Consider the following 24,566-nt stretch of genomic DNA (forward strand, 5'->3'; position numbering starts at 1 on the left):
CCCATGCCGGCATCAGAAGGGGTAAACCACTTCTGCCGGCTTGAACTCGCAAGGCTTGTCGGACGGAGCCGCATCGTGCATTTCAGCCTTGCTGTCAGAAATTTTCTTCCATGAACCACCCAGGCTGCAGGCAAAATCCTGGCCCAGTTCCAACTCACCAAACGTTGACGGCAGTACCGGTTCCTCACAGTGCGGACACAGATTGCCCGCCGGCCCTGTCAGTTGATCCCGGCTGGATACCTCGTCACACCAGCAACATTTGATTTGATCTTCAGTCATCTTCACTTCCCGTTACCATGGCTTGTCATGTCGAAATGACGCGAACGCAGCCGGGTAGTATACCCCGATGCAGCCATGACTGCAGGCTCAACACCCATCCAGACCAGCCAGCCTGCTGGAAATGCCGGGAAAATCACACAGAACGCAGTACCGGGCGGAGCCTCATGCAACGGTCACCCGCCTCTGGCTGCAGGGCAAGATAGGTCTCGAAGCCATAGCGGGCATAGCTTTGCTGCAACTGGCCCACGGCTTCTGCCGCAGAACTCATCGCTAGCGGCAGCACAAAGCCTATGCGTGGAGTTGGTAGCAGCAGCTGATCGACAATCTGGCGGAACACCCGTCCGTGATCCTGGCTCACCCGCACCAGCAAGGCAGCAGATACCGGCAGCAACAAACCATTTCCCACATGCGGGCCTTGCAGGAAGTTGAGCAGATGCAGGCAACGGATAAAGCGGTCCAGCACCACGGGGGTTTCACTCACCCCGGTCAGCCGCGTCAGCACTTCACCGCCTATCGGTTCTCCGCCCGGCGCAATAGCGTGCAGCTGCGCCAGCATGCCTAGCGCCTGGCCCGTTTCATCCGCCACCGGCACAAAACGGCTGGCCAGCCGCACCTTGAGGAATTCACCCTCGATTTCCCCTGCAGCAGTGCTCCACAGTGGAAATTCCATGAAATAGGCCGGATGCACCTGCTGTAAAAAACGGGCAAGCAATGAATTCATAGCAAACCTGACCAGCGGCAGGCAATACAACAAGCAAGTGACAAGGACACATCGGCAGCGCCGACCCAGACTGCACTGTAGCGCTGCCATGGAGCCGAGGAAAATCATCAATCTTCAAATCGGTATGCATTTATCTGATATCGACTGCATAAATCCATCACAGCCCGCCAGCGGCTGCCGATGTGACATGCCGGTATTGATATGGCACAAACTCTACCCAAGTCGCACTGGACGTGGTTTTTGCCCACCGGGATACTGCCTGCGTTAATCCTCCTCCATCCCTATGGAACTTGTGCCCACCCCTTGCTGGGTGGGCAATTTTTATTCTGCCTCCGGTCAGCCATCTCCACACTGCAGCACAGCCGTCCTTGCCACCTTACCGTGAGCACTGGCCACCCCCTTCCGCCATCTGGCAGTCTTGCTTCGGCTCCCCCCTCATCGCAGCAAGCAGGCCAAACACCATGATCAATGATGAAATCACACTCAAGAAACTGAAGGTGCTGACTGCCTTTGTTACCGCGGGCAATCTGGCGCGCACTGCCGAATGTACCGGGCTCAGTACGGTGAGTGTGCACCGCGCCCTGCACTCGCTGGAAAATGCCATAGGCTGCCCGCTGTTCCGCCCGCAAGGCCGCAACCTCACCCCGCTACCAGCCACGCTATCACTGGCCGAAACTGCCAGCGAAGTGCTGAACAAGCTGGAGGAAGGCATTAGACACACCCGGGAACAGGCAGGCGTGGCCACCAAAAAACTCAGGATAGGTGCCATCTACTCTCTCACCAGCGAAACCATTCCACGCCTGATCATGGGTATCAAGCTGCGTCGTCCGGAGCTGGATATCGAGCTGCAGCTGGGTTCCAGCCGGGAATTGCTGAGCCAGTTGCAGCAACACACCGTAGATGCCCTGCTGATTGCCATGCCGGATGATGCCCAGCCCGCCGGCACGCAAAGCCTGCCGCTGTACCAGGACGAACTGTTCATCGCCAGCGCCGCCAGCCTGCCAGCCCCAGGGGCCGCGCCACTCGATCCGACTTCCCTGCGCGAACAACGCTTTGTCACCCTTCACGACGGCTTTGCTACCAGTCTGCATTTTTACCAGCTATGCCAGCGTGCGGGCTTTGAACCACGGGTGGTGATGCGGGTGGGCGACATCTTTTCGCTGATGAACCTGGTAGCTGGCGGGATTGGTTACAGCCTGCTGCCTGGCCGGGTTCGCCCCCTGCTGGCCGAGCGCATCCGCTTCACCCCGCTACTGCCCGCCTGGCGCAGCACACAGCACATCAAACTGCTGTTTCACGATTACCGCGAACGGGACCCCAACCTGCTGGCACTGGTGGCAGAAGCCCGCATGCTGACCCGTGCCAGCGCGCACCATTAGCCTGAGGCTAACAAATCAGCCAGCAGCTTGATTGATCAGCCGTGAGTCTCTCACTACCGTGCAAGGCTTCCCGATACCGATGCGGAGCCAATATGAACGCCCCTCTTCCCCGGAGCCCCGACTGGCAATCCCGCCGCCATGAAAAATTGCGCCGTCTGGCACTGGTCCAGCCCCTGACCGATGGCTGCATCCTGCCTGCCAGCCAGCTGCTCAATGCGCTGCACCTGCTGTTGGCCCCGGGCGACCGGGTGGTACTGGAAGGCAATAACCAGAAACAGGCAGACTTCCTGTCCCGCACCCTGGCCCGGCTGGATCCGGCCCGGATACACGATCTGCACATGATCATTCCCAGCATCAGCCGGCCGGAACATCTGGACATCTTCGAAAGCGGCATTGCCCACAAACTGGATTTTTCCTTTTCCGGCCCGCAAAGCCTGCGCATCGGTCAATTGCTGCAGGATGGCTGCCTGGAAATTGGTGCCATCCACACCTATATCGAGCTGTATGCCCGCCTGTTTGTCGACCTCACCCCCAATGTGGCGCTGGTGGCCGCTTACCAGGCCGATCGCCACGGCAATCTGTACACCGGCCCCAGTACCGAGGACACGCCAGCGCTGGTGGAAGCCACCGCTTTTCGTAACGGCATCGTCATTGCGCAGGTCAACGAAATCGTTGATGACCCAGCCGAACTCACCCGGGTGGATATTCCGGCCGACTGGGTGGACTTTGTCGTTCAAGCCGACCGGCCCTTTTTCATGGAACCCTTGTTTACCCGCGATCCACGCCATATCAAGCCGGTACATGTGCTGATGGCGATGATGGCCATTCGTGGCATCTACGAACGCCATCAGGTTCAATCGCTCAATCATGGCCTGGGTTTCAATACCGCAGCCATCGAACTATTGCTGCCTACCTATGGCGAGCAACTGGGGCTGAAGGGAAAAATCTGCCGCCACTGGGCGCTCAACCCCCATCCCACACTGATTCCGGCCATCGAAAGCGGCTGGGTGGACAGCGTGCACTGCTTTGGCGGCGAACTGGGCATGGAAGCCTATGTAGCAGCCAGGCCGGATGTCTTTTTCACGGGCAAGGATGGCTCGCTGCGCTCGAACCGGGCGTTTTGCCAGCTGGCAGGACAATACGCGGTTGACATGTTCATCGGCTCCACCTTGCAAATAGACGGCGATGGCAACTCATCCACCGTCACCCATGGCCGACTGTCCGGTTTTGGTGGCGCACCCAATATGGGACACGACCCGCATGGCCGCCGCCATCCCACTCCGGCATGGCTGGATCTGATCCAGACCGACAGCCTGCTGGCGCGTGGCCGCAAGCTGGTGGTACAGATGGTGGAAACCTTCCAATCCGGCCAGACCCCCACTTTTGTCGAAAGCCTGGACGCCGTACAAGTCGCCCGCGACACCGGCATGCCACTGGCCCCGGTCATGGTTTACGGCGACGACGTCAGCCATGTCCTGACCGAAGTGGGCATTGCCTATCTCTACAAAGCCCAGTCGCTGGAGCAACGCCGCCAGATGCTTGCCGCAATAGCCGGGGTCACACCCATTGGCCTGCAGCACCAGCCAGCCACCACCACAGCCATGCGCAAGGCCGGCCTCATCGCACTGCCGGAAGACCTGGGCATACGGCGCAGTGATGCCAGCCGCTCGCTGCTGGCGGCCAAAAGCATGGCTGATCTTGTCAGTTGGTCGGATGGCCTGTATCAGCCACCAGCACGCTTCAGGAGCTGGTAATGCAGCCATCAGCGCAAGCGGACCTTGCCCGCCAGTTTGCCAGCCAGCTGGCAGCACTGGCCTGTCAGTCACTGCTGGATGAGGTGATGCTCACCCCCAAGCCCGGCCTGGTAGATCGCCGCGGCAGCGGTGCGCACCGCGACATGACACTCGCCCTGATGTGCCGCTCTGCCCGCACCCTGCAAGCGGCTTTTTTCTCCATGGCGCAGGCCGCATGGCAACAGACAGCCACGCCTGCACTACGTGCACGGCTGGGCAGTATCGGTCGGCAAGGCGAGCAACGCATGTTCAACGTCACCGCCGGCATCAATACCCACCGCGGTGCCATCTGGGCGCTGGGCCTGCTGTTATCGGCTGCCGCCATGAATGGCAGCACCTTGCAGGCAGAACAGGTCTGCAGTCGCGCCAGCACCCTGGCATGCATTCCGGATGACAGTCAGCCGGTGGCGCTGCTCAAAGGCAGCCTGGCCTGCCAAGCCTATGGTGTTGGCGGCGCACGGGCAGAGGCAGAACAGGCCTTCCCTCATCTCACCGGACTGGCCCTGCCCGCCTTGCACGCCCACCGGGCCCGAGGCGACCACGAAAACACCGCCCGGATCAACACCCTGCTGGCGCTGATGAGCCAGCTGGATGATACCTGCCTGCTGGCGCGTGGTGGCCGGCAAGGCCTGCAACTGGTGCAGACCGGTGCGAGCGCAGTGCTGGATGCCGGCGGGGCAGCCACCCTGGACGGACGCCGCCGCTTGTATCAACTGGAAAACGACATGCTGGCACGTAGCTTGTCCCCCGGCGGTTCCGCCGACTTGCTGGCAGCCACCCTACTGCTGGATCGGCTGCCGCTGCTGGCTAGCATCTAAGCAAGGAGAAAACATGGAAACACTACATCTGCACTACCCGGCCAGCGCACCGGCAAAACAACGCGTCATGGTGGGGGTAGTGGCCTCCGGCGATCTGGAAATCCTGCTGGAACCCGGCCCGGCGGGCCACATCGAGATTCTGGTCAACAGCAGCAGCGATGGCAGCCATACCCGCTGGCAAGCTCAACTGGAGCGTCTGTTTGCCACTGGAGAGCAGGCGGCCATGCACATGGAAATCAACGACTTCGGTGCCACACCAGGCGTCATCGGCCTGCGGCTGGCCCAGGCCATGGAGGGCTTGCAGGCATGAATCACCAGCAGACCATTGAACAGTTATTGCACTATCAGAGCTTTATCGAACTGACTGCACGCGAGCGCACCCGCCAATTGCTGGATGCTGACAGCTGGCGCGAGCTGGCCGGACCGTTCGAGCGGCTGTACTCCCCCTGGCTGGCAGCGCAAGGCATCGTAGCGCAGGCAGATGATGGCGTAGTGATTGCCAAGGGCCGGCTGGCTGGCCAGCCTGTGGTGGTACTGGCCGTGGAAGGCGGCTTTCAGGGCGGTAGCATGGGCGAAGTTGGCGGTGCCAAGCTGGCCGGAGCGCTGGAACAGGCTGCTGCCGACAACCGGCATGGCATTCCTACCGCCGCCGTGCTGTTGCTGGAAACAGGCGGCGTCCGCCTGCAGGAAGCCAATCTGGGACTTGCCGCCATTGCCGACATCCATGCTGCCATCGTGGATCTCGGCCGCTATCAGCCAGTCATCGGCGTGATTGCAGGCCCCGTAGGCTGCTTTGGCGGCATGTCGATTGCGGCCGGCCTGTGCAGCTATCTTGTCGTCACCCGCGAAGCCAGGCTGGGATTGAACGGTCCACAGGTGATAGAGCAGGAAGCTGGCGCCGATGAGTACGACAGCCGCGACCGCCCCTTCATCTGGAGCCTGAGCGGTGGCGAACAGCGCCAACACTGCGACCTAGCCGATGCCTGCCTGCCGGATGACTGCGACACTATCCGCGATCAGGTGCAGCGATATCTGGCACAGGGACTGCCTGCCACGCCACGCCATCAGCGCCATGACTGGTATTTGCAAAGACTGGCAGCCATGGACACCACACAACAGGCCGATGCCAGCACTGCCCGCCATTTCTTCCTGCCCGAGAGGTCAGCATGACACAAACTCCTAGCCGACCTAGCCAGCGCGGCCACATCTGGCTGCACGCATTATGTGGTGACAGCCCACTGCAAGCCGGCCATCCGCCGTCATTGCTAGTATGCGATTCCAGCCTGAACGGCATGCCGGCACGCTACCTTGCCGTGGTAACAGACCCGGACAACCCCTTGCCCCGTGCCCGCCATGGTGAAGTGGGCTTGCTGGAAGGCTGGTCGCTGGCGCATGCCGTACGCGATGCAGTACAGGCCGACGCAGGCTTGCAGCACAAACGCGCCATCATTGCCATCATCGACGTCCCCAGCCAGGCCTATGGCCGGCGCGAAGAGGCCTACGGCATCCACCAGTCGCTGGCCAGTGCCGCAGCGGCCTATGCCGAAGCCAGGCTGGCCGGCCATGCCGTCATCGGACTGATTGTCGGCAAGGCCATGTCCGGCGGTTTTCTGGCCCATGGCTACCAGGCCAACCGCCTGCTGGCACTGGATGATGAAGACGTGATGGTACATGCCATGGGCAAGGAAGCTGCTGCGCGCATCACCCTGCGCAGCGTGGCCGCGCTGGAAAACCTGGCCGCCAGCATCCCGCCCATGGCCTACGACATCCACAGCTATGCCAGCCTGGGCATGCTGTGGCGGCTGCTCAAGGTAAACCGGCCCGACCAGCCGGATGCCGCCGATGTCGATCTGGTCAACACCGCCTTGACCGCTGCATTGACAGAAATCGCCAGCGACAGCTCGTGCGGGCTGGAAAACAGGCTGCATGGGGAAAACCGCAGCATGTCGCGCCGGGTGCGTCAGCTACTGCAGCAGCAATGGCAAGACTGAGTCCGCCCGCAACGCCGCAAGCTCACGACCTGCTGTGGCTGACTGGCGATTGGCCCTGGCTGGACAACCCTGCCCTGCCGGAGTGGCTGAGGGACGACTGGCAGCCGTCCCGGCCGGTTGTCGTCCGGCGCGATCAGGCAACTGGCCAGCGCATTCCCGTGGGCATCCGCGGTCGGCTGCGCAGCCAACGTCAGGCCCTGTGGGTGGAACTGGCCACCATCTGCCGCAGCTTGAGCCCGGAACAGCTGGCGGCAAGACAGGACTGGCAGCGGCACCCGCGCTACCGGCTACTGCCACCGCTGCAAGCCCTGCAGCAGCTGCACCCCTGGCTGGATGATCTGGAGATGGACTGGGGAATTACCGGTGGTGTCGGCTACGAACTGGCCAGCGGCTGGCCTGCACTCGGTCCGGGCAGCGATCTGGACCTGCTGCTGCGCACGCCACACCCGCCATCCATGACAGCGTTGCACCAGCTGGTCAGGCGCACGCAAAAACTGGGCTGCCGGGTGGATATACAGCTGGAAACACCAGCCGGCGGCATCGCCCTGCAGGAATGGCTGCGCGGCGGCAAGGTCATGGTAAAAACCGGGAGCGGACCTCGCTTGTTGCACATGCCCTGGAACGTGGAGTCCGCACAATGAGCGTACTGTTTGCCTTTCCCGGCCAGGGCAGCCAGCAAGCCGGCATGCTGCACCACCTACCTGATCATCCGGCCTGCCACGCCACCCTGCAGACAGCGGCAACCGTGCTGGAACAACCCCCTACAGCGCTGGACAGTGCCACGGCACTGCAATCCACCGTGGCAGTACAGCTTTGCCTGCTGATTGCCGGCGTTGCCAGCGCGCGCTGGCTGCAACAGCAGGATATCCGGCCGCAGATGGTATGCGGGCTGTCCATCGGTGCTTTTGCAGCAGCAGTCTGTGCCGGCGTGCTGGATTTTGCCGATGCACTGCGGCTGGTACGGCTGCGCGCACAATTGATGGAGCAAGCCTATCCGCACGGCTATGGCATGAGCGCCATCACCGGACTGAAACTGCCAGCACTGCAAACCCTTCTGGACCGCGTGCAGGCCGAAGGTTTTCCGGTGTATCTGGCCAATATAAATGCCGAGCGCCAACTGGTGGTAGCCGGTGCCGATGACGGGCTGGCCCGCATAAGCCAGCTAAGTCTGCAAGCCGGTGCGGCCCGCTGTCAGCGCCTGGTCATCAGCGTGCCATCGCATTGCTGCTTGCTGGCGCAGCCCGCGGATGAATTGCAGCAGGCGCTGCGTGACATTCCGTTGCAAGCTCCCGCGCTGGATTATCTGAGCGCCAATGCCGCACGGGTGCTGCGCACACCCGCGCAGATACGTGACGACCTGGCCGGCAATATGGCGCGCACGGTGCACTGGCATGACACTGCCCGGCTGGCATGGGAGCGCGGCGCACGGCTGGCGCTGGAGATGCCTCCCGGCTCCACCCTCACCCACCTGTTACACCCGGTATTCACACCGGGTGAAGCCATGGCGGTGGCGGACAGTCGGCTGGACAGCCTGCAACACGCAGCCCGCCGGCTAAGCCAGGATGATGCAGGCCAGCATGGCTGAATACGGGCCTCACAGCCCGGCCAAGACCTCGTCCAGCGCGGCCAGCAGCATGTCGGCATGCTCCCGGCCAAACGGCAGCTGCGGCCTGACTTTCAGGATATTGCCTGCCGGGCCGGTGGCGCTGATCAGGATGCGCCGCTCGCGCAGCGCATTGACGATGCGAGTGGTCTGCGCACTTGCCGGTTTTTTGTGGTCCCGGTCGCTCACCATTTCCACGCCGATAAAGAAGCCAGTGCCGCGTACATCGCCAATCAGCGCATGCTTGCCTGCCAGTGCCTCGAAGCCGGCCTTGAGATAAGCCCCGGTAGCGTGGGCGTTCTGCTGCAGCCCTTCTCCCTCGATGACATCCAGCACCGCCATCCCGGCAGCGCAAGACACCGGATTGCCGCCAAAGGTATTGAAGTAACGTACCTGAGCGCCAAAGCAGTCGATGATGTCGGCGCGCGCCATCAGCCCGGCCAGCGGGTGGCCATTACCCATCGGCTTGCCCATGGTGATGATGTCCGGCACCACGCCATGGCGCTGAAAGCCCCAGAAATGGCTGCCGCTGCGGGCGAAACCGGCCTGCACCTCGTCGGCGATGAACAGGCCGCCAGCAGCGTGGATGGCATCCACCGCACCTTGGAGGAAACCGGCAGGGTCAGCAAACACCCCATCACTGGTAAACAGCGTGTCCACCAGCAGTGCCGCCGGACGGATGCCGTGGCGCTGCAGGTCAGCAATGGCAGCCTGTACATCGCGCGTGAACTGCTCGGCCACTTGCTGCGGATTGCCGCGATAGCCATCCGGTGCCGCCACGGTACGTACGTTCGGCCCCAGCGGCACGCCATCGCCAAAGGCTGGTGAGCAAGCGGCAATACTGCTGGTGACGCCGTGATAGGCATGCGCAGTGACAATCACCCCTTGCCCGCCGGTGAAGCTGCCCGCCAGGCGCAAGGCCAGGTCGTTGGCCTCGCTGCCGGTGCAGGTAAACATGGCCTGATAGCCGGGCATGGCCAGTGTGGACAGCAGGCGCTCGGCATAATCGACGATGCCGTCGTTCAGATAACGGGTATGGGTATTGAGCACGGCAGCCTGACGGGCAATGGCCGCCACCACCTGCGGGTGGCTGTGGCCCACCGAAGCCACATTGTTATACACATCCAGATACGGCTGGCCGTCGGCGTCGTACAGCCACACCCCCTCACCGCGCACCACATGCAAGGGCTGCTGGTAGAACAGGCGGTAGGCCTGGCCAAGCGCCTGCTGGCGGCGGTGCAGCAGCGCCTGTTCTCGCTCCGGCAGACTGCGGGCCATGGCGGGGTCGAAGGCATTCACCATGCGTTGATCGGGCGGATTCATGCTTGTCCTTTCATCTGACACAGCTGGAACAGATAGTCGGTGGCCCGGGCGCGCCCCAGCGCGGACAGGCGCTGCAGGCCGTCCCAGCTCAAACCGTTGTTGCGCAGGATGTAGCTGCTGTTTTCCGGGTAACGTGCTGCACGCCAGCCAGTAATGGTCACGGTCATGCACAGCCGGGTAAGAATCAGCTCGTACAGGATGGCGACTTCCTCGGCCAGCAGCGGACAAACTGCGTGATAGCCGGCAATCAGCTCACCGGCAGTGTCCAGCGGATTGGCGCTGGAAGACAGCTGGTAGGAGCAGGCCACCGCCAGTTCGTTGATCAGCGGGGCTTCCACCATGTCGCCAAAGTCGATCAGGCCGGCGGTGGTGATCTGGTCTTGCGGATCGACCAGCACATTGTGCGGATTGAGGTCGTTATGAATCACCTGCCGCCGCAGGCCGCCCAGTACCGGCTGCACCTGCTGGATGAAATGCACCAGCCAGTCGGCCAGCACGGCTTTTTGTGGCCCGTCCGGTGTTTCAGCCAGCAGCGGCTGCAGCCTCTCGGCATGCTGGATATCCCACAACAGCGGATGATGCGCCGCCGGATGCACATAATCCCGCAGTGCATTGTCCAGCCGGCCCAGGGTTTCGCCCAGATGGCGGCGCTGCGCCGCGCTGCGTACCAGCTGATGCAGCGGCTGACCGCCCAGATAGCTGAGCAGGCGCAACACGCGCTGACTGCCATCTGCCATATTCACCACGGCATAAGGCTGGCCATCGCTGCGTGGCAGCAGCTGCGGCACCGGCAGGGTCGGGTCACGCGCCAGCGCATGCAACAGCGCCCGGCTCTGGAAATCTGTAACGGCCCGGTCTTCAGCCGGATGAGTCAGCTTCAGCACATATTCGCGGCCATCGTAACCGCGGATGTGGAAATTGGCGTCCCGTTCACTATTGAGCGGGCTGGCCACCCCACGCAGGCCATAATGCTGCCACAACAGCACAGTGGCTTCACTACACTCCACCGGTGCCGCCATGGTGGAAAACAGCTGGTCGATCATCATTTCAGACATGCTGCCCTCCGTTGATGTGGATTTCCGAGCCATTGATATAGGAAGAATGGCCGGAGCACAGAAAATGGATAGCCTCCGCCACTTCATGTGGTGTCCCCAGCCGGTGCATGGGCACATCGCGCTCGATAATGCTGGCGGTGTCCGGCGACAGGATGGCGGTGTCGATTTCACCCGGCGCAATGGCATTGGCGCGGATGCCATGCGGGCCAAACTCATGCGCCAGTTCGCGAGTGAGCGCTGCCAGCCCGGCCTTGGAGGCGGCATAGGCCACGCCGGCAAACGGGTGCACGCGCGAACCGGCGATCGAGGTGACATTGACAATGGAGCCCTGCGCCTTTTTCAGCTCGGGAAACAAGCCGCGTGCCAGCAAGGCAGTAGACACCAGATTCACATTCAGCACCCGGCTCCAGTCGTCGGCATTGCTGGCCAGTATGCCCAGCCGCTCTCCCTGCGCGCCCTTGGGTGAAATGCCGGCATTATTGACCAGGGCATGCAGCTGACCATCTGGCAGCCGGCTTCTCACCTCGGCAATCAGCCTGTCCAGGCAGGACAGGTCGGACAAATCAGCCTGCACATGGCTTTGACGGGCCGATGGCCACAGGCAGGCCTCGGAAAACGGCTGGCGCGACACGGTGAAAATCTGCCAACCGTTTTCCTGGAACAGCTTGACCGTGGCATGGCCAATACCGCGGCTGGCACCAGTCAGCAGCATGTAGCGAGTGGGATGGGACATGATGGCACTCCTGTATCGAGGGCAGAACCGGCAAGCACCGTCAGCCCTACCCTGGTCAGTCGGATTTATGATGCATCATATTTGCTGCATTTCAATCTGGCAAGTGCAGTGCTACCATGCGGCTTTGCCGTCACTTGCACCCCCGCCCCATGGACTACCAACTGGACACACTGGAACACGACAATCTGGGTAGCACGGTATACCAGCTGCTGTGCAATGCGCTGATACAGGGCCGTTTGCAGCCGGGAGCACGGCTGAAAATCCGCGATCTGGCCGAACAGCTGGGCACCAGCGTCACCCCGGTGCGCGATGCCATCCTGCGACTGGTGCAGGAACAGGCGCTGACCATGCAGTCGCCGCGCGACATCCGCGTACCCCACATGACAGTGGAGCGCTATCTGGAAATCCGCGCCATTCGCATCCGGCTGGAAGGGCTGGCCGCCGAAACCGCCGCCAGCAAAGCGGACGCCAGCGCCATTGCCAGACTGGAACACATCATCAGCCGCAATGCTGCGGCCATGACCGCCCAGGACATTGCCCAGGGCTGCGAGCTGAACCAGCAGTTTCACTTTGCCCTGGTGGAGATTGCCGGCCTGCCCTTCCTGCAAGGCATCCTCTACCGCATCTGGCTGCAGATGGGACCATTGATTTCGGCGGTGTACCGTGAAGGCGGCAGCGACATGATCGACTACCACTACCCGGTGCTGGCTGCCATCCGCCAGCACGACGGCCCGGCAGCGGCGGCAGCCATTGGCGACGACATCCTGCATGGTGGTCACAGCATCCTGCTGCATCTGCAAGCCCGGCCAGCGCCAAATTGACGGATTTCCGTACCTGCAAATACGAAAACCCGACGCATCGCCATACCACCCCAAAACAAACCCTTGTTTTTCAATGACTTGAAAAAATATTTTCAGGCACAGCTTTTGCAATACAGGCGGCACCTGTATTACGGAAAGCTGCTGCCATGACCTTCAAACTGCTGCTCAGCCTGATCTGCTCCTCCTTGCTGGCCCGCCAACTGGGCAGCAACCCGCTGGCCACCATCGGCACCCTGTCGCTGCCTGCCGTGCTGCTGCTGATGACCATGGGCAATGCCGCCACCTACCTGCTGGTGCGCTTGCTATTCATCCGGCTGTCACCACAACACTAAGCGGCCCGGCCATCTTCCCGCGCGGCACACATGACAAGGCCCGGCATTGCCGGGCCTTGTTGCTGCCAGTGGCACACGCATGACGAGCAGTCAGCCGGCCCGCCTGCGTGACACCATCCGCCAATCACACCATGAAGTAAATCAGCGCCGCCTCGCCAAATACGCCAATTACCGTCCCCACCAGCACCGAGTGCGAGGCATGCAGCGCATAGGTCTGGTTGCGTACGGCAAACATCGAGGCCGCAATGGCGGTGGGCACCGCCCCGACAATCAGCGCCTGCTTGGCAAATTCCGCATCCACGCCAAACAGGAAGATGCCCAGCAGCATCAGGGCCGGTTGCAGGAAGTTCTTCATCGCCACATTGCCCACCACATGGCCGTTGAAGCTGGGTTTTTCACCGCAGAACATCAGGCCCAGTGCCAGCAGCGACACCCCACCGGCCGCCTTGGCCAGCATGTCCACGCTTTCCTGTACCGCAGCAGGCAGATGCAGGTGATTGAAGCTGAGGATCACCCCCAGAATCGGCAGCCAGACAATCTGGTTGGACAGGGTTTTTACCAGGCTTTGCTTCAGCATGGTTACCACGCCGTCATCTGCACCGGCATCGGACATCTCGCCGCAGCGGCACAGCACGATGGTAAGCGGCAGAATGACAAAGCTGGTGATCAGGTTGCCAATCAGCACGGCGATGAAACCCTGCGGACCACACACCTGCTGCAGGATGGGCGCGCCAAAGTAGGCCATATCCGGAAAGGTGCACACCAGGGCCTGGATGGCACTGGTTTTCAGACCCTGCCGGTAGTAATAACGCCCGGCCAGCAAGGCCAGCACATAGGTGCCGACAAAGCCGAAAGTCATGCACAGAATGAACGGCAGGTTCTGGATGCGCTCTGGCGGCGTTTTCAGTGCGCCGATGAACAGCGAACACGGCAAGGCATAGCGCATGACCAGGGTCGCCATCACCCCCACATCCGCCTGACGGAAATAGCCGCGCTGACCGCCAAACCAGCCCAGCATCATCAATAGCACCACCGGTAGCAGTGCTGTACTCATGGTTCCCCACATGGTCTTGCTCCTTGTCTCTGTAATGTGTCTCCCGCCCACCTCAGAGCAAGCCCCGTGCCACGCAATAGTCACTGCATGTCATTGATTTAAATGAACAATGCCATTGGCAAAACACTGAAAGTACGGCCAGCCGCGAATTACCGGCCAATCAGGTACGGAAATCCGCACTTTGCCGCTCAGGCAGCCAAACCGCACAAATCACTACCCGGCGTAAGGTTTTCCGTAAACCGCAGCCCGGCTGACGCACGGTTTTCCGTCGATCCCGCGCCACCGGGCAAGCGGGTAGCGATACTTTCTTCTTTACATTCAATGTATTGGCTGATTTTCACTGCGTGGCACGCTCCTTGCAGTAGCACAGGCAACGGCCCGGCCAGTGGCAGCACACCATGCCGCCGCAGGCCGCAACCCAAGCTTGAGGAAAATCCCATGAGTGAAACCATCCGCATCAGCATAGATGGCAAGGTGGTGGACGCCACACCCGGCAACTCCATCCTGCATACCCGCCTGGAAGGCGATACGCCACTCACCGCCAATATCGGCTGCATGGGCCAGGGCGTGTGCGGCTCCTGTCGCTGCCTGGTCCGCAAGGCCGGCGAGCGCAGCGCCGAAACGCGCCTGGCTTGTGAAACCGTGGTGGAAGACGGCATGCAGGTCAGCTTTATCGACTACTACCTGCCAGAACACCTGCACCGATACCGCCCGCACGACCTGCGCGACGGCTGGCAGGCACTGCCACAGCTACAGCAAACCTTCCCCGAAATCTCCCAGTGTCGGCACTGCAGCGGCTGTGACCGCGCCTGTCCGCGCCATATCCCGGTGCAACAAGGTATTGCCTTGGCCAATAGTGGCCAGCTGCAAGCAGCGGCAGCACTGTTTGATCCCTGCATCATGTGCAATCTGTGCACGCTGGCCTGCCCGGAGAACATCCGCCCCAATCATGTCGGCCTTTACCTGCGGCGCGCCCAGGCCATCCAGAACCTGCGACCGGGCGATCTGCTACGCCGACTGGAACAACAAGCCCGTGGCGAAATGGCCATCAACACACAGACAGACAACACAAGGAGCGAGGTATGAGCAGCGCGATTCACTACCTGCAGGCACTGGCCAACCTGGCCGCGCATGACCGCCCGCCACTACGCCCGGCCGATCTGTCACGCAGCGCACTGCTGGCGCAATACCACCCCGACAATGCCGGCAATGCCAGCACCCTGCTGCAGATCGGCCCCAGCCGCGGCCAGCCCTGCCACCCGCGCCTGGCCGCACTGCTGCAAAGCAATGCGCTGATCGACGGTTTTGATCTGGCCGGAGCCGAACAACGCAGCACCGACGTGCTGGTGATAGGCGGTGGCGGTGCCGGCGCAGCTGCCGCTCTGACCGCAGCCCGCAGCGGCGCAGAAGTCATGCTGGCCAGCAAGCTGCGCCTGGGCGACAGCAATACCGTCATGGCCGAAGGTGGCATCCAGGCGGCACTGGCTGCCAGCGACAGCCCGCAGCAGCACTTTGACGATGCCATGCGCGGTGGCCACGACGCCGCCAACCCGCAACTGCTGGCCCAGATGGCCAGCGATGCGCCGGGGGTGATTCGCTGGCTGATCGAACTGGGCATGCACTTTGACCTGGACGAACCGCTGGAAGATGGTGGCAAGCTGCGCTACAAGCAGGCCGGTGGCTGCAGTCAGCCGCGCATCCTGTGCTACCGCGATTACACCGGGCTGGAGATGATGCGCGTGCTGCGCGAAACCGTGGAACTGGACCCGGCCATCACCCAGCTCAACCGCTGCCCGGTGGTGGAACTGCTGTCGCACGAGGACGGCAGCTGCGCCGGGGCCGTGCTGTACGACCTGGAATACCAGCGCTTCATGGTGGTATCAGCCCGGCAAACCATTCTGGCCACCGGTGGTTGCGGCCGGCTGCACCTGCAAGGCTTTCCCACCTCCAACCACTACGGCGCCACCGCCGACGGGCTGGTGCTGGCCTACCGGCTGGGTGCCGGCTTGCGTGACATGGACGCCTTCCAGTACCACCCCACCGGCGTGGCCTGGCCGGCGCGACTGCGTGGCGGGCTGATTTCCGAAGCCGCCCGCTCCGGCGGGGCCTTGCTGGTCAACGGTCTGGGTGAGCGTTTTGTCGAAGAGCTGGCCCCGCGCGACGTGGTAAGCGCCGCCATCCTGCGCGAATGCGCCGCCGGGCGCGGCATCGACCGCAATGGCCAGATCGGCGTGTTTCTGGACACCCGCGCACTGGGGCCGGAGCTGGCACAATGCCTGCCTGCCTTGCAGCACCTGGCTGACAAATGCGGCATCGACCCCACCCGCGAACCCATGCTGATCTACCCCACCCTGCACTACCAGAACGGCGGCGTCATCATCGACGGCAATGGCCAGACCAGCGTCCCCGGCCTGCTGTGTGCCGGTGAAATCACTGGCGGCATTCATGGCCGCAACCGGCTGATGGGCAATGCCCTGCTGGACATCCTGGCCTTTGGTCGTCGCGCCGGTCGTCAGGCCGCCCGCCAGGCACAGGCTGCCCGTCACAAATCCACCCTGCCACCGCAACGTGGCGGCATCGAACACGTCTACCGCTGGCAACGCCAGCTGGCCCTTGCCGGACTGGACAGCAGCCAGCAAGCCCCGCTGCTCTACCCCGGCGAAGCCCGGCTCAAGCTGCACCGCCCCGCCGGACCGCGCGTCTAGGAGAACAACATCATGGAAAAACTCAATCAGGTTCTGCTCAACCCCGCGCTACAGGTAGGCCCGGATCTATCCGCCTGGCTGCAACAGGGCGGCGGCCTTGGCCTGCAGGCTGCCTTGCAGGCACCCACCACCATCATCCGCCAGATTGCCGATGCCGACCTGCGCGGCATGGGAGGGGCTGGCTTTCCCGCCTGGCGCAAATGGGAAGCCGCCGCCAATGCCGTGGGCGACAACAAATACGTGGTGTGCAATGGCAACGAGGACGAACCGGGCACCTTCAAGGACCGCACCTTGCTCAGCGCATCGCCACATCAGGTGGTGGAAGGCGCACTGATTGCCGCGCTGGCCGTGCGCGCAGCCTGCGTCATCTTCTACATCAACCCGCATCAGGGCCAAAGCTTGCACCATATGCAGCTGGCGGTCAGCCAATGGCAGGACAGCCCCTGGCTGGACAAGCTGGCTACGGCGCTGGGCCATCCACTGGCCATCAAGGTGGTGGCCAGCTCTGGCCGCTATATCGGCGGCGAGGAAACCGCGGTGGTAGCCTCACTGGAAGCCGGCTTCCCCTTCCCGCGTAAAAAACCGCCCTTCCCGGCAGAACAAGGCATCAACGGTCAGCCCACCCTGATCAACAATGTGGAAACCCTGGCCAATGTCAGCCACATCCTGCGCCACGGTGCCGGCTGGTACCGCGCACTAGGCGTGGGTAAGGCTGGTGGCACCAAGCTGTACTCACTGTCCGGTGACGTGCTGCGCCCCGGCCTGTACGAGCTGCCCATGGGTACCAGCCTGCAGGAACTGGTATTCCACTACGGCGGCGGCATGCTGCAGGGCAAGGCCTTCAAGGCCGTGTTCACCGGCGGCCCGTCCAATACCCTGCTCACCGCCCGCGACCTGGACGTGGCACTGGACTTCGACTCGGTCTGGCTGCGCCACTCCCGGCTGGGTACCGGCGCAATGATCGTGATATCCGAAGGCAGCAGCATCATCCGCAAGGTGGCCGAATACATCGACTTCTTTGCCAAGGGCTCCTGCGGCCAATGCCCGTCCTGCAAATGCGGCACTTTTCAGCTGGCACGCCTGCTGGACCGTATTGACGGAGGTCGCCACAGCGCAGCCGATCTGGATGCCCTGCAGCACCTGTGTCAGATCCTGCCCGGCAGCGGCCGCTGCGGCCTGATCGACGGTGCCGTTACCGTGGTGAAAAGCTCTTTTCACACCTTCCCGCAAGAATACGGCCTGCCGACCCCAGCAGATGCCTGAGCCCGACCCCAAAACCGCCGCCAGCCCTGGCAGCCAAGTACTGCCGGCCAAGCCACTATCACCACAGGAATAAGCCAATGCGCCAACAAACCATCGCCGGCAGCACCCCGGCACTGCGCTTTCTGCTGGACCACAAGGTGGATTTCAGCTGCCACGCCTACAGCTACGAAGAACACGGCGGCACCGCCACCCCGGCACGCGAACTGAAGGTGGACGAACACGCCGTCATCAAGACCCTGCTGTTTGAAGACCAGGACGGCCTGCCGCTGGTGGTGCTGATGCACGGCGACCGCAAGGTATCGGCCAAGGAACTGGCCCGCCAGCTGCCCTGCAAGAAAGTGCAGCCCTGCAAACCGGACATTGCCAACCGCCACTCCGGCTATCTGGTGGGCGGCACCAGCCCCTTCGCCACCCGCACGCCCATGCCGGTATACATGGAAGCCAGCATCCTGCAGCTGCAACAGGTATTCATCAACGGTGGCCGCCGCGGCCTGCAAGTGGCCATGTCGCCGCTGGACATCGGCCGCCTGCTGCAAGCGCGCTGCGTGGAAGTGGCGCTGGAGAAATAAGCAGCAACACCGGGGCGGCAGGCAACAAGACTGCCGCCGCCACCGGTCAACACGCGCAGGGCCTTTGCCAGGCAAAGGCCCCGTTTTCACAGCGACCCGCTGTAGGCTTCTTCACCATGCAGGGACTGATCCAGACCGGTCTCCTGCGTCTGCTCGTCAATCAACACCGGCGTCATCTTGTTGATCAGCCACAGCATGCCGTAGGTAAAACCAAACGCCCACAAACCGGAAACCACCGCGGCAACCACCTGCTTCCACAGGAAATCCGGATTACCCATCAGCAAGCCGTCAACACCCGCAGGATTCCAGGCCTTGCTGGCAAAAACACCCAGCAGCAATGTCCCCAGCAAGCCGCCCACACCGTGCACGCCCCACACGTCCAGCGCATCGTCCCAGCCCAAACGGTTTTTCAGCTGCACCGCGTAGTAACACACCACGGCGGCAATCACACCAATCACCGCAGCCGTACCCAGCGACACATAACCGGCCGCCGGCGTGATGGTGGCGAGGCCCGCCACCGCACCCGTCAGCAAACCAATAAACTTGGGCTGCCGGGCATGCGACCACTCCAGGAAAAACCAGGCCGTACCGGCAAACGAGGCAGCAACGTCGGTATTGAGAAAGGCCGATGCGGTGATGTAATCCACCCGCAACTCGGACCCGGCATTAAAGCCATACCAGCCAAACCACAGCAAGCCGGTGCCCAGTGCAATCAAGGGCACGTTATGCGGCTTGTTCTCCACCACCGAACGCCGGCCCACGTACAACACCGAAGCCAGCGCGGCAAAACCGGCGGTATTGTGCACCACGATGCCACCGGCAAAATCCAGCACGCCCCACTTGGCCAGCAGGCCGTCCGGGCTCCAGATCATGTGGACAAAGGGGAAGTAAACCAGCACCAGCCAGCCGGTGAGAAACAGGAAATACGCCTTCACCGTCACCCGGTTGGCAAAGGCACCGGTAATCAGCGCCGGAGTGATGATGGCAAACATCATCTGGTAAGCCACATGCACGATCAGCGGAATACCTGCGTCATTGCCGGTGTACATGGTATTGAGGGTAACGCCATGCATGAAGGCGTAGTAAGTGGGGTCGCCGACAATGCCATGCCAGCTTGGTCCGAAACACATGGAATACCCGAAGGCAAACCACAACACCGTGGTCCAGCCCAGCGACATGAAGCTCTGGGCCATGATGGTCAGCACATTCTTGCGGCCTACCAGGCCACCGTAAAAGAAAGCCAGCCCGGGTGTCATCAGCATCACCAAGCTGGCACACAGCAGCATGAAGCCGGTGTTGCCCACATTCAGTGGCGGGATTGGAGCAGTCATCGTACACATCCTTATCCATAAATAATTAATTACTAATATTTTGTGGATCGAATGCTGCGCTCAGGCGCGATACGCCTGTTTGCTCCAGATCAAAAGAATGTGCAGGTCCAGGAAGGATGGCAGCTGGTCGTCACCTTGCGTGACCAGCTGCACTGCTGTCATTGGCTTTGCCGCTTCTGCGCCACGGCCTTGCCCTGCGCTCTATCGTCGACAAGGCCCGCCGGAGGATGACAACGCACGCCACCCTCGGGCAAAAGTTGGCCGCTTAAGCTTGAGCAGCGCCTTGTTTTTTTAGGAAGTGCCGGGTTCATGACATCCCAGGCTGCGGCGCTTGCCACATGGAAATCCAGCATTGGCTGGTAATGGGATGTCTCATGCAATGTCCCGGCCTTGATACCAAGCACATCGGGAAGATGGCTGAATCTGGCAAACAGCTGGGAGCCACAATTGGGACAGAAACCACGGCTATGGGCATTTCCGCTGTCCGATGTGGAAACAAAATAACGGGGCTCGCCGTGGATCACCACCTTGCTTGCCGGGAAAATCATCGCCGGAACATCGGCACTGCCAGATGTGCGCTGGCAATCCTTGCAGTGGCAATTACCAGCAAACAGCGGCTCGACATCCACCGCGTAACTGATTTGGCCACACAGACACTGCCCTGTGTATTTGGAACTCATATTCAACTCCATGCAGATGGGGGGTGGTGCACCAGCTGGATGCTGACATCAGCTTTTGGCTGCGGGGAGACATTCTAATACGTCGTCATTTTTTCAATCACACCGCGCTGCCCCGTCAGGCTTCAAGCGTGCTCCTGTGCGCGGACGGAGAACATTTCGGGAATGTCAAAAGGAAGTAAGTCGCCCAAAAGAAAAAGCCCGGTGCTCTCCGGGCATTTTTAGTAGTGATAACGGCACTGCAAAACAATCAGCTGGCCAGCTTGTGGAAGGTAAACCAGGCGATGTTCTTTATTGATTCGACGCGACCAGTATCCGGTCAAATCGCCCCGCAATGGTTCCGGTTTGCCAAGGCCGGTGAACGGCGTTTTCAAGCATTCATCCAGTAGCGTGTTGATGCGAGCCAATATCTTCACATCATTTTCTTGCCAGAACAGATAATCTTCCCAGCCTTCTGGAGTAAATGAAATCGCCGCAAATTTAACTGCGGACTGTTTGTTGTTCTGCTTCGCTGACAAGTTCAATTTCCTTATTGATTAACTTGGCGGCTTTCAAGTTTGCTATGGAGGCACGCAGTCGATTGGCGTTTCTTTCAGACCCCAGCAAATACATGGTTTCTTCCATGCTGTTGAAATCTTCCATTGATAGCATCACGACGTGCTGACCATTTACCCGTGTGATAACCACAGGCTCATGATCGTTGCAAACATCATCCATAACATTCTTAAACCCGGCGCGAGCTTCAGAGAATGTTAAAACGCGCATGCCACACTTCCCTTCTTTCTGATTGCTGCTTAACTTACTTAGAAATTCCTCTTTGTTGTCTGCATTGGCGGGCAGACAACAAAAGCGTACAAGATCCTGTACGCAATAGCAAGGCACAGCTGGAGAGGCTCCATTCTTGTGTTGTGCCGGTGGTTTCAAACATCCTCAAGCGACCCCGCGGGGTTGGATTGCGTGCCGCTACCGCGCGGCGGACGGGGCCCAAGGGGGGCGTCGGTGCGGTGACTTTCCAGCTGGGAAAATGGGTTTACTCGGGAGGGTTTCACGGTGGATCGCCCCTTTGGGGCATCCACCCTACGGGGTAGGCGCGTAGGGCGGAAGCCCCAGCCATACCGGGGCGTTCCGCCGTAGTTCGACTATTGCCAAAGAAATTTCCCGAAAATAGCACGGCCATTTTCTTCTGGGAATCCGCTCACGCGGATGATGATTTGCACTGCCGCTTCCGCACGGCGGACGGGAAGGAGGGCTTGCCTGGCCAAGCCCTCCTTCACCTCCAAGGCCACCCCGCAAGCATGGCCTGCGGCTGCCCGACAGGCCCCGTCCGGTGCGAGGCGCGCCTGAACTCGCGATTTGCTAACGTCAAATCGCTCAAACAGGGCAGGCGCTTAACACCTCGCCCCGGCCACCTGTCGGCATGCTTGACGGGGCCCGGTGGCTGCGTCGGTACCCTACTTCCCGGTCAGCAACGCTGTGCTTGCCCTCCCTTTCGAGCAGTTTCCGCACTCCCCTGCCATCCCTAGAATCCGCCGCTGGTGCTCAACACACCTTCTCGAAGCGGTTGCCATGCCCGAAAGCAGATGGAGTTTTCATGCTCAAAGGACCCGCTCGATGACAGCTCAAACCACCCCCCAACACCCCCCACCCCTTTGCTTCTACTACCACGGCAAACCACTGCATGTGCTGCACCACCACGGCGAATGGTGGCTGCACAGCGGCGATGTGCTGGCCGTCACTGGCCGTCGGCTGGGAAACCGCCTGCAGCAATTACTGGCGGCAGACCCAAGCCGCGAAAACACCGCAGAAACTGAAGACATCAAGGAATACTGGCCCGCAACCGCCCTGCTGCGCGCCTTGCGTCGCAGTGGCAAGCCGCTGGCGCGGCAGTTGCGTGACTGGTTGAACATGCAATTGCTACCGGCGCTGGAACAGCTACCACCCAGCGCTCCGCGTTGGGAACAGGCTCTGGCGCTGGCGGCGGAGGCCGGGGTACAAGTCAGCCATGCAGTATTGCAGGCAGTGCTGATGCAGGGTGCGCGCTGGCAGCATTCGCACTGGTTGCTGACGCTGGATTACACACCGGACCATCCCTTGCGCCATGCGCATGGCCGTTTGCTGGGGCTGAACAGCAAGGCAACGCCCTTGCAGGCCTTGGCGCAGCAGATAGCCACGGCGCAGGGCATTGCTGCGGATAATGGCGAGTTGTTAGGGCTGGCGACGGCGTGCCATCAGCAACTGCGTGGACGTTTGCAACGACAGGCACGGCGCATGTCGTCGTCGGGATAATGGATGCGTGGGTAGCTAACATCATGCGCACACGGTAGCCGCTTGGGCTGCCGCGTGCACATCAACCAGATCAGGAACATACCGGCCTCTGACAGCAGACTCCGGACAATCAGCCAGCAGACGGGACGGTCACGGCTACACCCTGAAACCGGAAACAGCATGTTTAAGTTCATCCGCCATGGCCTTGAGTTGCTCGGCATTGGCAGCTACCTGTGAAACAACTGTACTGGTCTCTTCGGTCATGTGCGCGATGTGCTCAACACGTTTGGCAATCGCATTGCTTGTTGATTTCTGTTCCCGCAAGGCGTTGGAAATTCCGCTCACCGCCTGCACGACAATTTTTGAACCATCACTGATCAATTGCATCGATTCGCCGGCACGGTCTGCCAGCACCACGCCATCCGTCACCCGCTGGTTACCCAGTTGCATGGTGGCGATCGCCTGATCGGTATTGCTCTGGATGCTGGATATCATCGAGGATATCTCGCCGGCGGACATGGTTGTCCGTTCCGCAAGTTTGCGAACCTCATCCGCGACCACGGCAAAACCCCGGCCTTGTTCGCCGGCCCGGGCGGCTTCGATGGCCGCATTCAGTGCCAGCAGGTTGGTCTGATCTGCAACTTCCTTGATTACATTGGCAATGCTGCTGATCTGTTGCGACTGGGTGGACAGCGTGGCCATCTGCTGCGCCGTCTCACTCACGTTCTGGGCAATACGGGTCATTTCATCCGTTGCATCCTTGACCTGCAATGCCCCCAGGTCGGAACGGCTACCAGACTCCGTGGCAATCTGTTCGGCTTCCTGTGCATTCCCCGCGACGATATCAATCTTGACGGTCAGCTCTTCAATCGAGGACGCCACAGACACCGTATCATCACTTTGCTTTGATGCGGTCATCGACACCTGGCTGGATGCGGCGGCGAGTTCGGCCGCCAGGCGGGAAACATTCTCCGAACTGGTCAACACCTTGCGAATCAACTGGGCCAACTGATCCTGCATCACCTTGATCGAGGCCATCAGGCTGTCCTGGCTGGCACCGGCAACCTCCACCCGGGTTGAGAGATCGCCAGAGGCAATGCGGCGCGATACCTGCATGGCGTAATGTGGCTCGCCACCCAACTGCCGGATGATGCTTCTGCTGACATACAGCGAAAGCAGCATCAAGGCGGCAAGCATCACCAGCGCCGTGATCAGGCTGCCCGAGATAATGCGTGTTCTTGTCAAATCAAACTGCTTGTCGGCTTCATCCGCTTCCACTGTCAGCGCCGAGGCAAAGGGAGTCAAAGCGTCGTCAATGGCTTTGACATAGGTGTCCATCTCGTCGTCCAGTGGCCGGATCAGCTTGAGATCGGCATCGGCCTTGAGTAGTGGCAAGACACGGGATTCATACAGACCCACCAGCTTGCCGTATGCGGTTTGCGCCTGCTCTACCCATTTTTTATTTTCCGGACTGAGTGCAAGTTCACTGGCACGCGCCAGCCTTTTTTCTGACACCGCCTTGATTTCAGCCCAGTCTTTGGCGGATTCATCCAGATTCCGGTTAATGATGCTGTCGGCAATGACCCGATATATCACCGGACCGATCTTTGCAGTAATCAGCATTTCATTGCTTTGCTGGCTGCGCTTGTAACCGGCATCCTGAAGATCTCCAAGATAGTTCATACCGATATTGGCAATCAGCAACAGCAAGGTGAAGGCTGTCGTTACAATCGCCAGCAAAATGTATAAACGACTTGAAATTTTGAGTTTTCCCATTCTGGCGCCTTCCAGATGCAAGGATTTAACCGATGAAATCATCTATTAGCGTAGACGGTTATTTTGCAAGTGAGAAAA

General features: G+C 61.0%; 26 protein-coding genes. 15 read left to right on the top strand and 11 right to left on the bottom strand.

The annotated features are described in order from the left end of the window. Positions 1-12: 12 nt before the first annotated feature. Together QVF59_RS07305 and QVF59_RS07310 are read right to left on the bottom strand one after the other, a co-directional pair. On the bottom strand, positions 13-279 hold the full coding sequence (locus tag QVF59_RS07305) for a hypothetical protein (RefSeq protein ID WP_159876532.1): 267 nt from the start codon (positions 277-279) through the stop codon (positions 13-15). Between the two features lie 133 nt (positions 280-412). Next, positions 413-949: a hypothetical protein gene (locus tag QVF59_RS07310; protein ID WP_287878443.1), complete on the bottom strand. Its 537-nt coding sequence runs from the start codon at positions 947-949 to the stop codon at positions 413-415. Between the two features lie 512 nt (positions 950-1,461). On the opposite strand from QVF59_RS07310, the gene QVF59_RS07315 reads away from it, so the two are divergent. The 8 genes from QVF59_RS07315 to mdcH all read left to right on the top strand — a co-directional run bounded on the left by QVF59_RS07315 (position 1,462) and on the right by mdcH (position 8,566). Further along, on the top strand, positions 1,462-2,379 hold the full coding sequence (locus QVF59_RS07315) for a LysR family transcriptional regulator (RefSeq protein ID WP_287878445.1): 918 nt from the start codon (positions 1,462-1,464) through the stop codon (positions 2,377-2,379). A gap of 92 nt (positions 2,380-2,471) precedes the next feature. Then, on the top strand, positions 2,472-4,133 hold the full coding sequence (gene mdcA / locus QVF59_RS07320) for a malonate decarboxylase subunit alpha (protein WP_287878446.1): 1,662 nt from the start codon (positions 2,472-2,474) through the stop codon (positions 4,131-4,133). Continuing rightward, positions 4,133-4,990, top strand: a complete 858-nt coding sequence (locus QVF59_RS07325; protein WP_159876523.1) for a triphosphoribosyl-dephospho-CoA synthase — start codon at positions 4,133-4,135, stop codon at positions 4,988-4,990. The genes mdcA and QVF59_RS07325 overlap by 1 nt, the downstream gene beginning before the upstream one ends. A gap of 13 nt (positions 4,991-5,003) precedes the next feature. Beyond that, positions 5,004-5,300 carry a malonate decarboxylase subunit delta gene (locus QVF59_RS07330; protein ID WP_287878448.1) on the top strand — a complete coding sequence of 99 codons (297 nt, stop codon included), beginning with the start codon at positions 5,004-5,006 and terminating at the stop codon, positions 5,298-5,300. Next, a complete protein-coding gene (locus QVF59_RS07335; RefSeq protein ID WP_287878450.1) occupies positions 5,297-6,160 on the top strand; it encodes a biotin-independent malonate decarboxylase subunit beta in 864 nt (287 codons plus the stop codon). Before QVF59_RS07330 ends, QVF59_RS07335 begins: the two co-directional genes overlap by 4 nt. Continuing rightward, the gene (gene mdcE / locus QVF59_RS07340; protein WP_159876517.1) at positions 6,157-6,981 is read left to right on the top strand and encodes a biotin-independent malonate decarboxylase subunit gamma; all 825 of its coding nucleotides are present in this window, start codon (positions 6,157-6,159) and stop codon (positions 6,979-6,981) included. Before QVF59_RS07335 ends, mdcE begins: the two co-directional genes overlap by 4 nt. Next, complete coding sequence (locus QVF59_RS07345; RefSeq protein ID WP_287878452.1) at positions 6,969-7,622, top strand: malonate decarboxylase holo-ACP synthase; 654 nt, start codon at positions 6,969-6,971, stop codon at positions 7,620-7,622. The genes mdcE and QVF59_RS07345 overlap by 13 nt, the downstream gene beginning before the upstream one ends. Then, positions 7,619-8,566, top strand: a complete 948-nt coding sequence (gene mdcH / locus QVF59_RS07350; RefSeq protein ID WP_287878454.1) for a malonate decarboxylase subunit epsilon — start codon at positions 7,619-7,621, stop codon at positions 8,564-8,566. The genes QVF59_RS07345 and mdcH overlap by 4 nt, the downstream gene beginning before the upstream one ends. A 9-nt stretch (positions 8,567-8,575) precedes the next feature. Here mdcH and QVF59_RS07355 read toward each other — a convergent pair whose 3' ends face one another. From QVF59_RS07355 to QVF59_RS07365, 3 genes are read right to left on the bottom strand one after another with little or no spacing between them, the layout of a single operon-like run. Next, positions 8,576-9,907, bottom strand: coding sequence for an aspartate aminotransferase family protein (locus tag QVF59_RS07355; RefSeq protein WP_287878455.1), 1,332 nt, complete (start codon positions 9,905-9,907; stop codon positions 8,576-8,578). After that, positions 9,904-10,962, bottom strand: coding sequence for a phosphotransferase (locus tag QVF59_RS07360; protein ID WP_287878457.1), 1,059 nt, complete (start codon positions 10,960-10,962; stop codon positions 9,904-9,906). The genes QVF59_RS07355 and QVF59_RS07360 overlap by 4 nt, the downstream gene beginning before the upstream one ends. Next, positions 10,955-11,695, bottom strand: coding sequence for an SDR family NAD(P)-dependent oxidoreductase (locus tag QVF59_RS07365; protein WP_287878458.1), 741 nt, complete (start codon positions 11,693-11,695; stop codon positions 10,955-10,957). The genes QVF59_RS07360 and QVF59_RS07365 overlap by 8 nt, the downstream gene beginning before the upstream one ends. Positions 11,696-11,844: 149 nt before the next feature. On the opposite strand from QVF59_RS07365, the gene QVF59_RS07370 reads away from it, so the two are divergent. Both QVF59_RS07370 and QVF59_RS07375 read left to right on the top strand, forming a co-directional pair. Continuing rightward, positions 11,845-12,516: a GntR family transcriptional regulator gene (locus QVF59_RS07370; protein WP_287878460.1), complete on the top strand. Its 672-nt coding sequence runs from the start codon at positions 11,845-11,847 to the stop codon at positions 12,514-12,516. Between the two features lie 146 nt (positions 12,517-12,662). After that, the gene (locus tag QVF59_RS07375) at positions 12,663-12,848 is read left to right on the top strand and encodes a hypothetical protein (RefSeq protein ID WP_287878461.1); all 186 of its coding nucleotides are present in this window, start codon (positions 12,663-12,665) and stop codon (positions 12,846-12,848) included. Between the two features lie 124 nt (positions 12,849-12,972). On the opposite strand, the gene QVF59_RS07380 is transcribed toward QVF59_RS07375, so the two are convergent. Beyond that, a complete protein-coding gene (locus QVF59_RS07380; protein ID WP_287878462.1) occupies positions 12,973-13,914 on the bottom strand; it encodes an AEC family transporter in 942 nt (313 codons plus the stop codon). Between the two features lie 426 nt (positions 13,915-14,340). On the opposite strand from QVF59_RS07380, the gene QVF59_RS07385 reads away from it, so the two are divergent. From QVF59_RS07385 to QVF59_RS07400, 4 genes are all read left to right on the top strand, one after another. Then, entirely contained in the window at positions 14,341-14,988 is a 648-nt protein-coding gene (locus QVF59_RS07385) for a 2Fe-2S iron-sulfur cluster-binding protein (RefSeq protein WP_287878464.1), read from the top strand. Continuing rightward, positions 14,985-16,607, top strand: a complete 1,623-nt coding sequence (locus QVF59_RS07390; protein ID WP_287878465.1) for an FAD-dependent oxidoreductase — start codon at positions 14,985-14,987, stop codon at positions 16,605-16,607. Before QVF59_RS07385 ends, QVF59_RS07390 begins: the two co-directional genes overlap by 4 nt. 12 nt (positions 16,608-16,619) lie before the next feature. Then, positions 16,620-17,870, top strand: a complete 1,251-nt coding sequence (locus QVF59_RS07395) for a complex I 51 kDa subunit family protein (protein WP_287878466.1) — start codon at positions 16,620-16,622, stop codon at positions 17,868-17,870. 77 nt (positions 17,871-17,947) lie between these two features. After that, on the top strand, positions 17,948-18,439 hold the full coding sequence (locus QVF59_RS07400) for an aminoacyl-tRNA deacylase (protein WP_287878469.1): 492 nt from the start codon (positions 17,948-17,950) through the stop codon (positions 18,437-18,439). 86 nt (positions 18,440-18,525) lie between these two features. Here the strand turns inward: QVF59_RS07400 and QVF59_RS07405 are convergent, their stop codons facing one another. The 4 genes from QVF59_RS07405 to QVF59_RS07420 form a co-directional block, all read right to left on the bottom strand. Next, entirely contained in the window at positions 18,526-19,770 is a 1,245-nt protein-coding gene (locus QVF59_RS07405; protein ID WP_287878472.1) for an ammonium transporter, read from the bottom strand. Positions 19,771-19,928: 158 nt separating this feature from the next. Further along, positions 19,929-20,450 carry a GFA family protein gene (locus tag QVF59_RS07410; protein ID WP_287878474.1) on the bottom strand — a complete coding sequence of 174 codons (522 nt, stop codon included), beginning with the start codon at positions 20,448-20,450 and terminating at the stop codon, positions 19,929-19,931. Positions 20,451-20,668: 218 nt separating this feature from the next. Beyond that, a complete protein-coding gene (locus tag QVF59_RS07415) occupies positions 20,669-20,965 on the bottom strand; it encodes a Txe/YoeB family addiction module toxin (RefSeq protein ID WP_287878477.1) in 297 nt (98 codons plus the stop codon). Continuing rightward, positions 20,928-21,212: a type II toxin-antitoxin system Phd/YefM family antitoxin gene (locus tag QVF59_RS07420; RefSeq protein ID WP_287878479.1), complete on the bottom strand. Its 285-nt coding sequence runs from the start codon at positions 21,210-21,212 to the stop codon at positions 20,928-20,930. Before QVF59_RS07420 ends, QVF59_RS07415 begins: the two co-directional genes overlap by 38 nt. A gap of 846 nt (positions 21,213-22,058) precedes the next feature. On the opposite strand from QVF59_RS07420, the gene QVF59_RS07425 reads away from it, so the two are divergent. Then, the gene (locus QVF59_RS07425) at positions 22,059-22,733 is read left to right on the top strand and encodes a hypothetical protein (RefSeq protein WP_287878480.1); all 675 of its coding nucleotides are present in this window, start codon (positions 22,059-22,061) and stop codon (positions 22,731-22,733) included. A 135-nt stretch (positions 22,734-22,868) separates the two neighbouring features. On the opposite strand, the gene QVF59_RS07430 is transcribed toward QVF59_RS07425, so the two are convergent. After that, positions 22,869-24,488 carry a methyl-accepting chemotaxis protein gene (locus QVF59_RS07430; protein WP_287878481.1) on the bottom strand — a complete coding sequence of 540 codons (1,620 nt, stop codon included), beginning with the start codon at positions 24,486-24,488 and terminating at the stop codon, positions 22,869-22,871. Between the last annotated feature and the right edge of the window lie 78 nt (positions 24,489-24,566).

Source organism: Aquitalea sp. (genome assembly GCF_030150775.1).
GTDB lineage: Bacteria > Pseudomonadota > Gammaproteobacteria > Burkholderiales > Chromobacteriaceae > Aquitalea > Aquitalea denitrificans.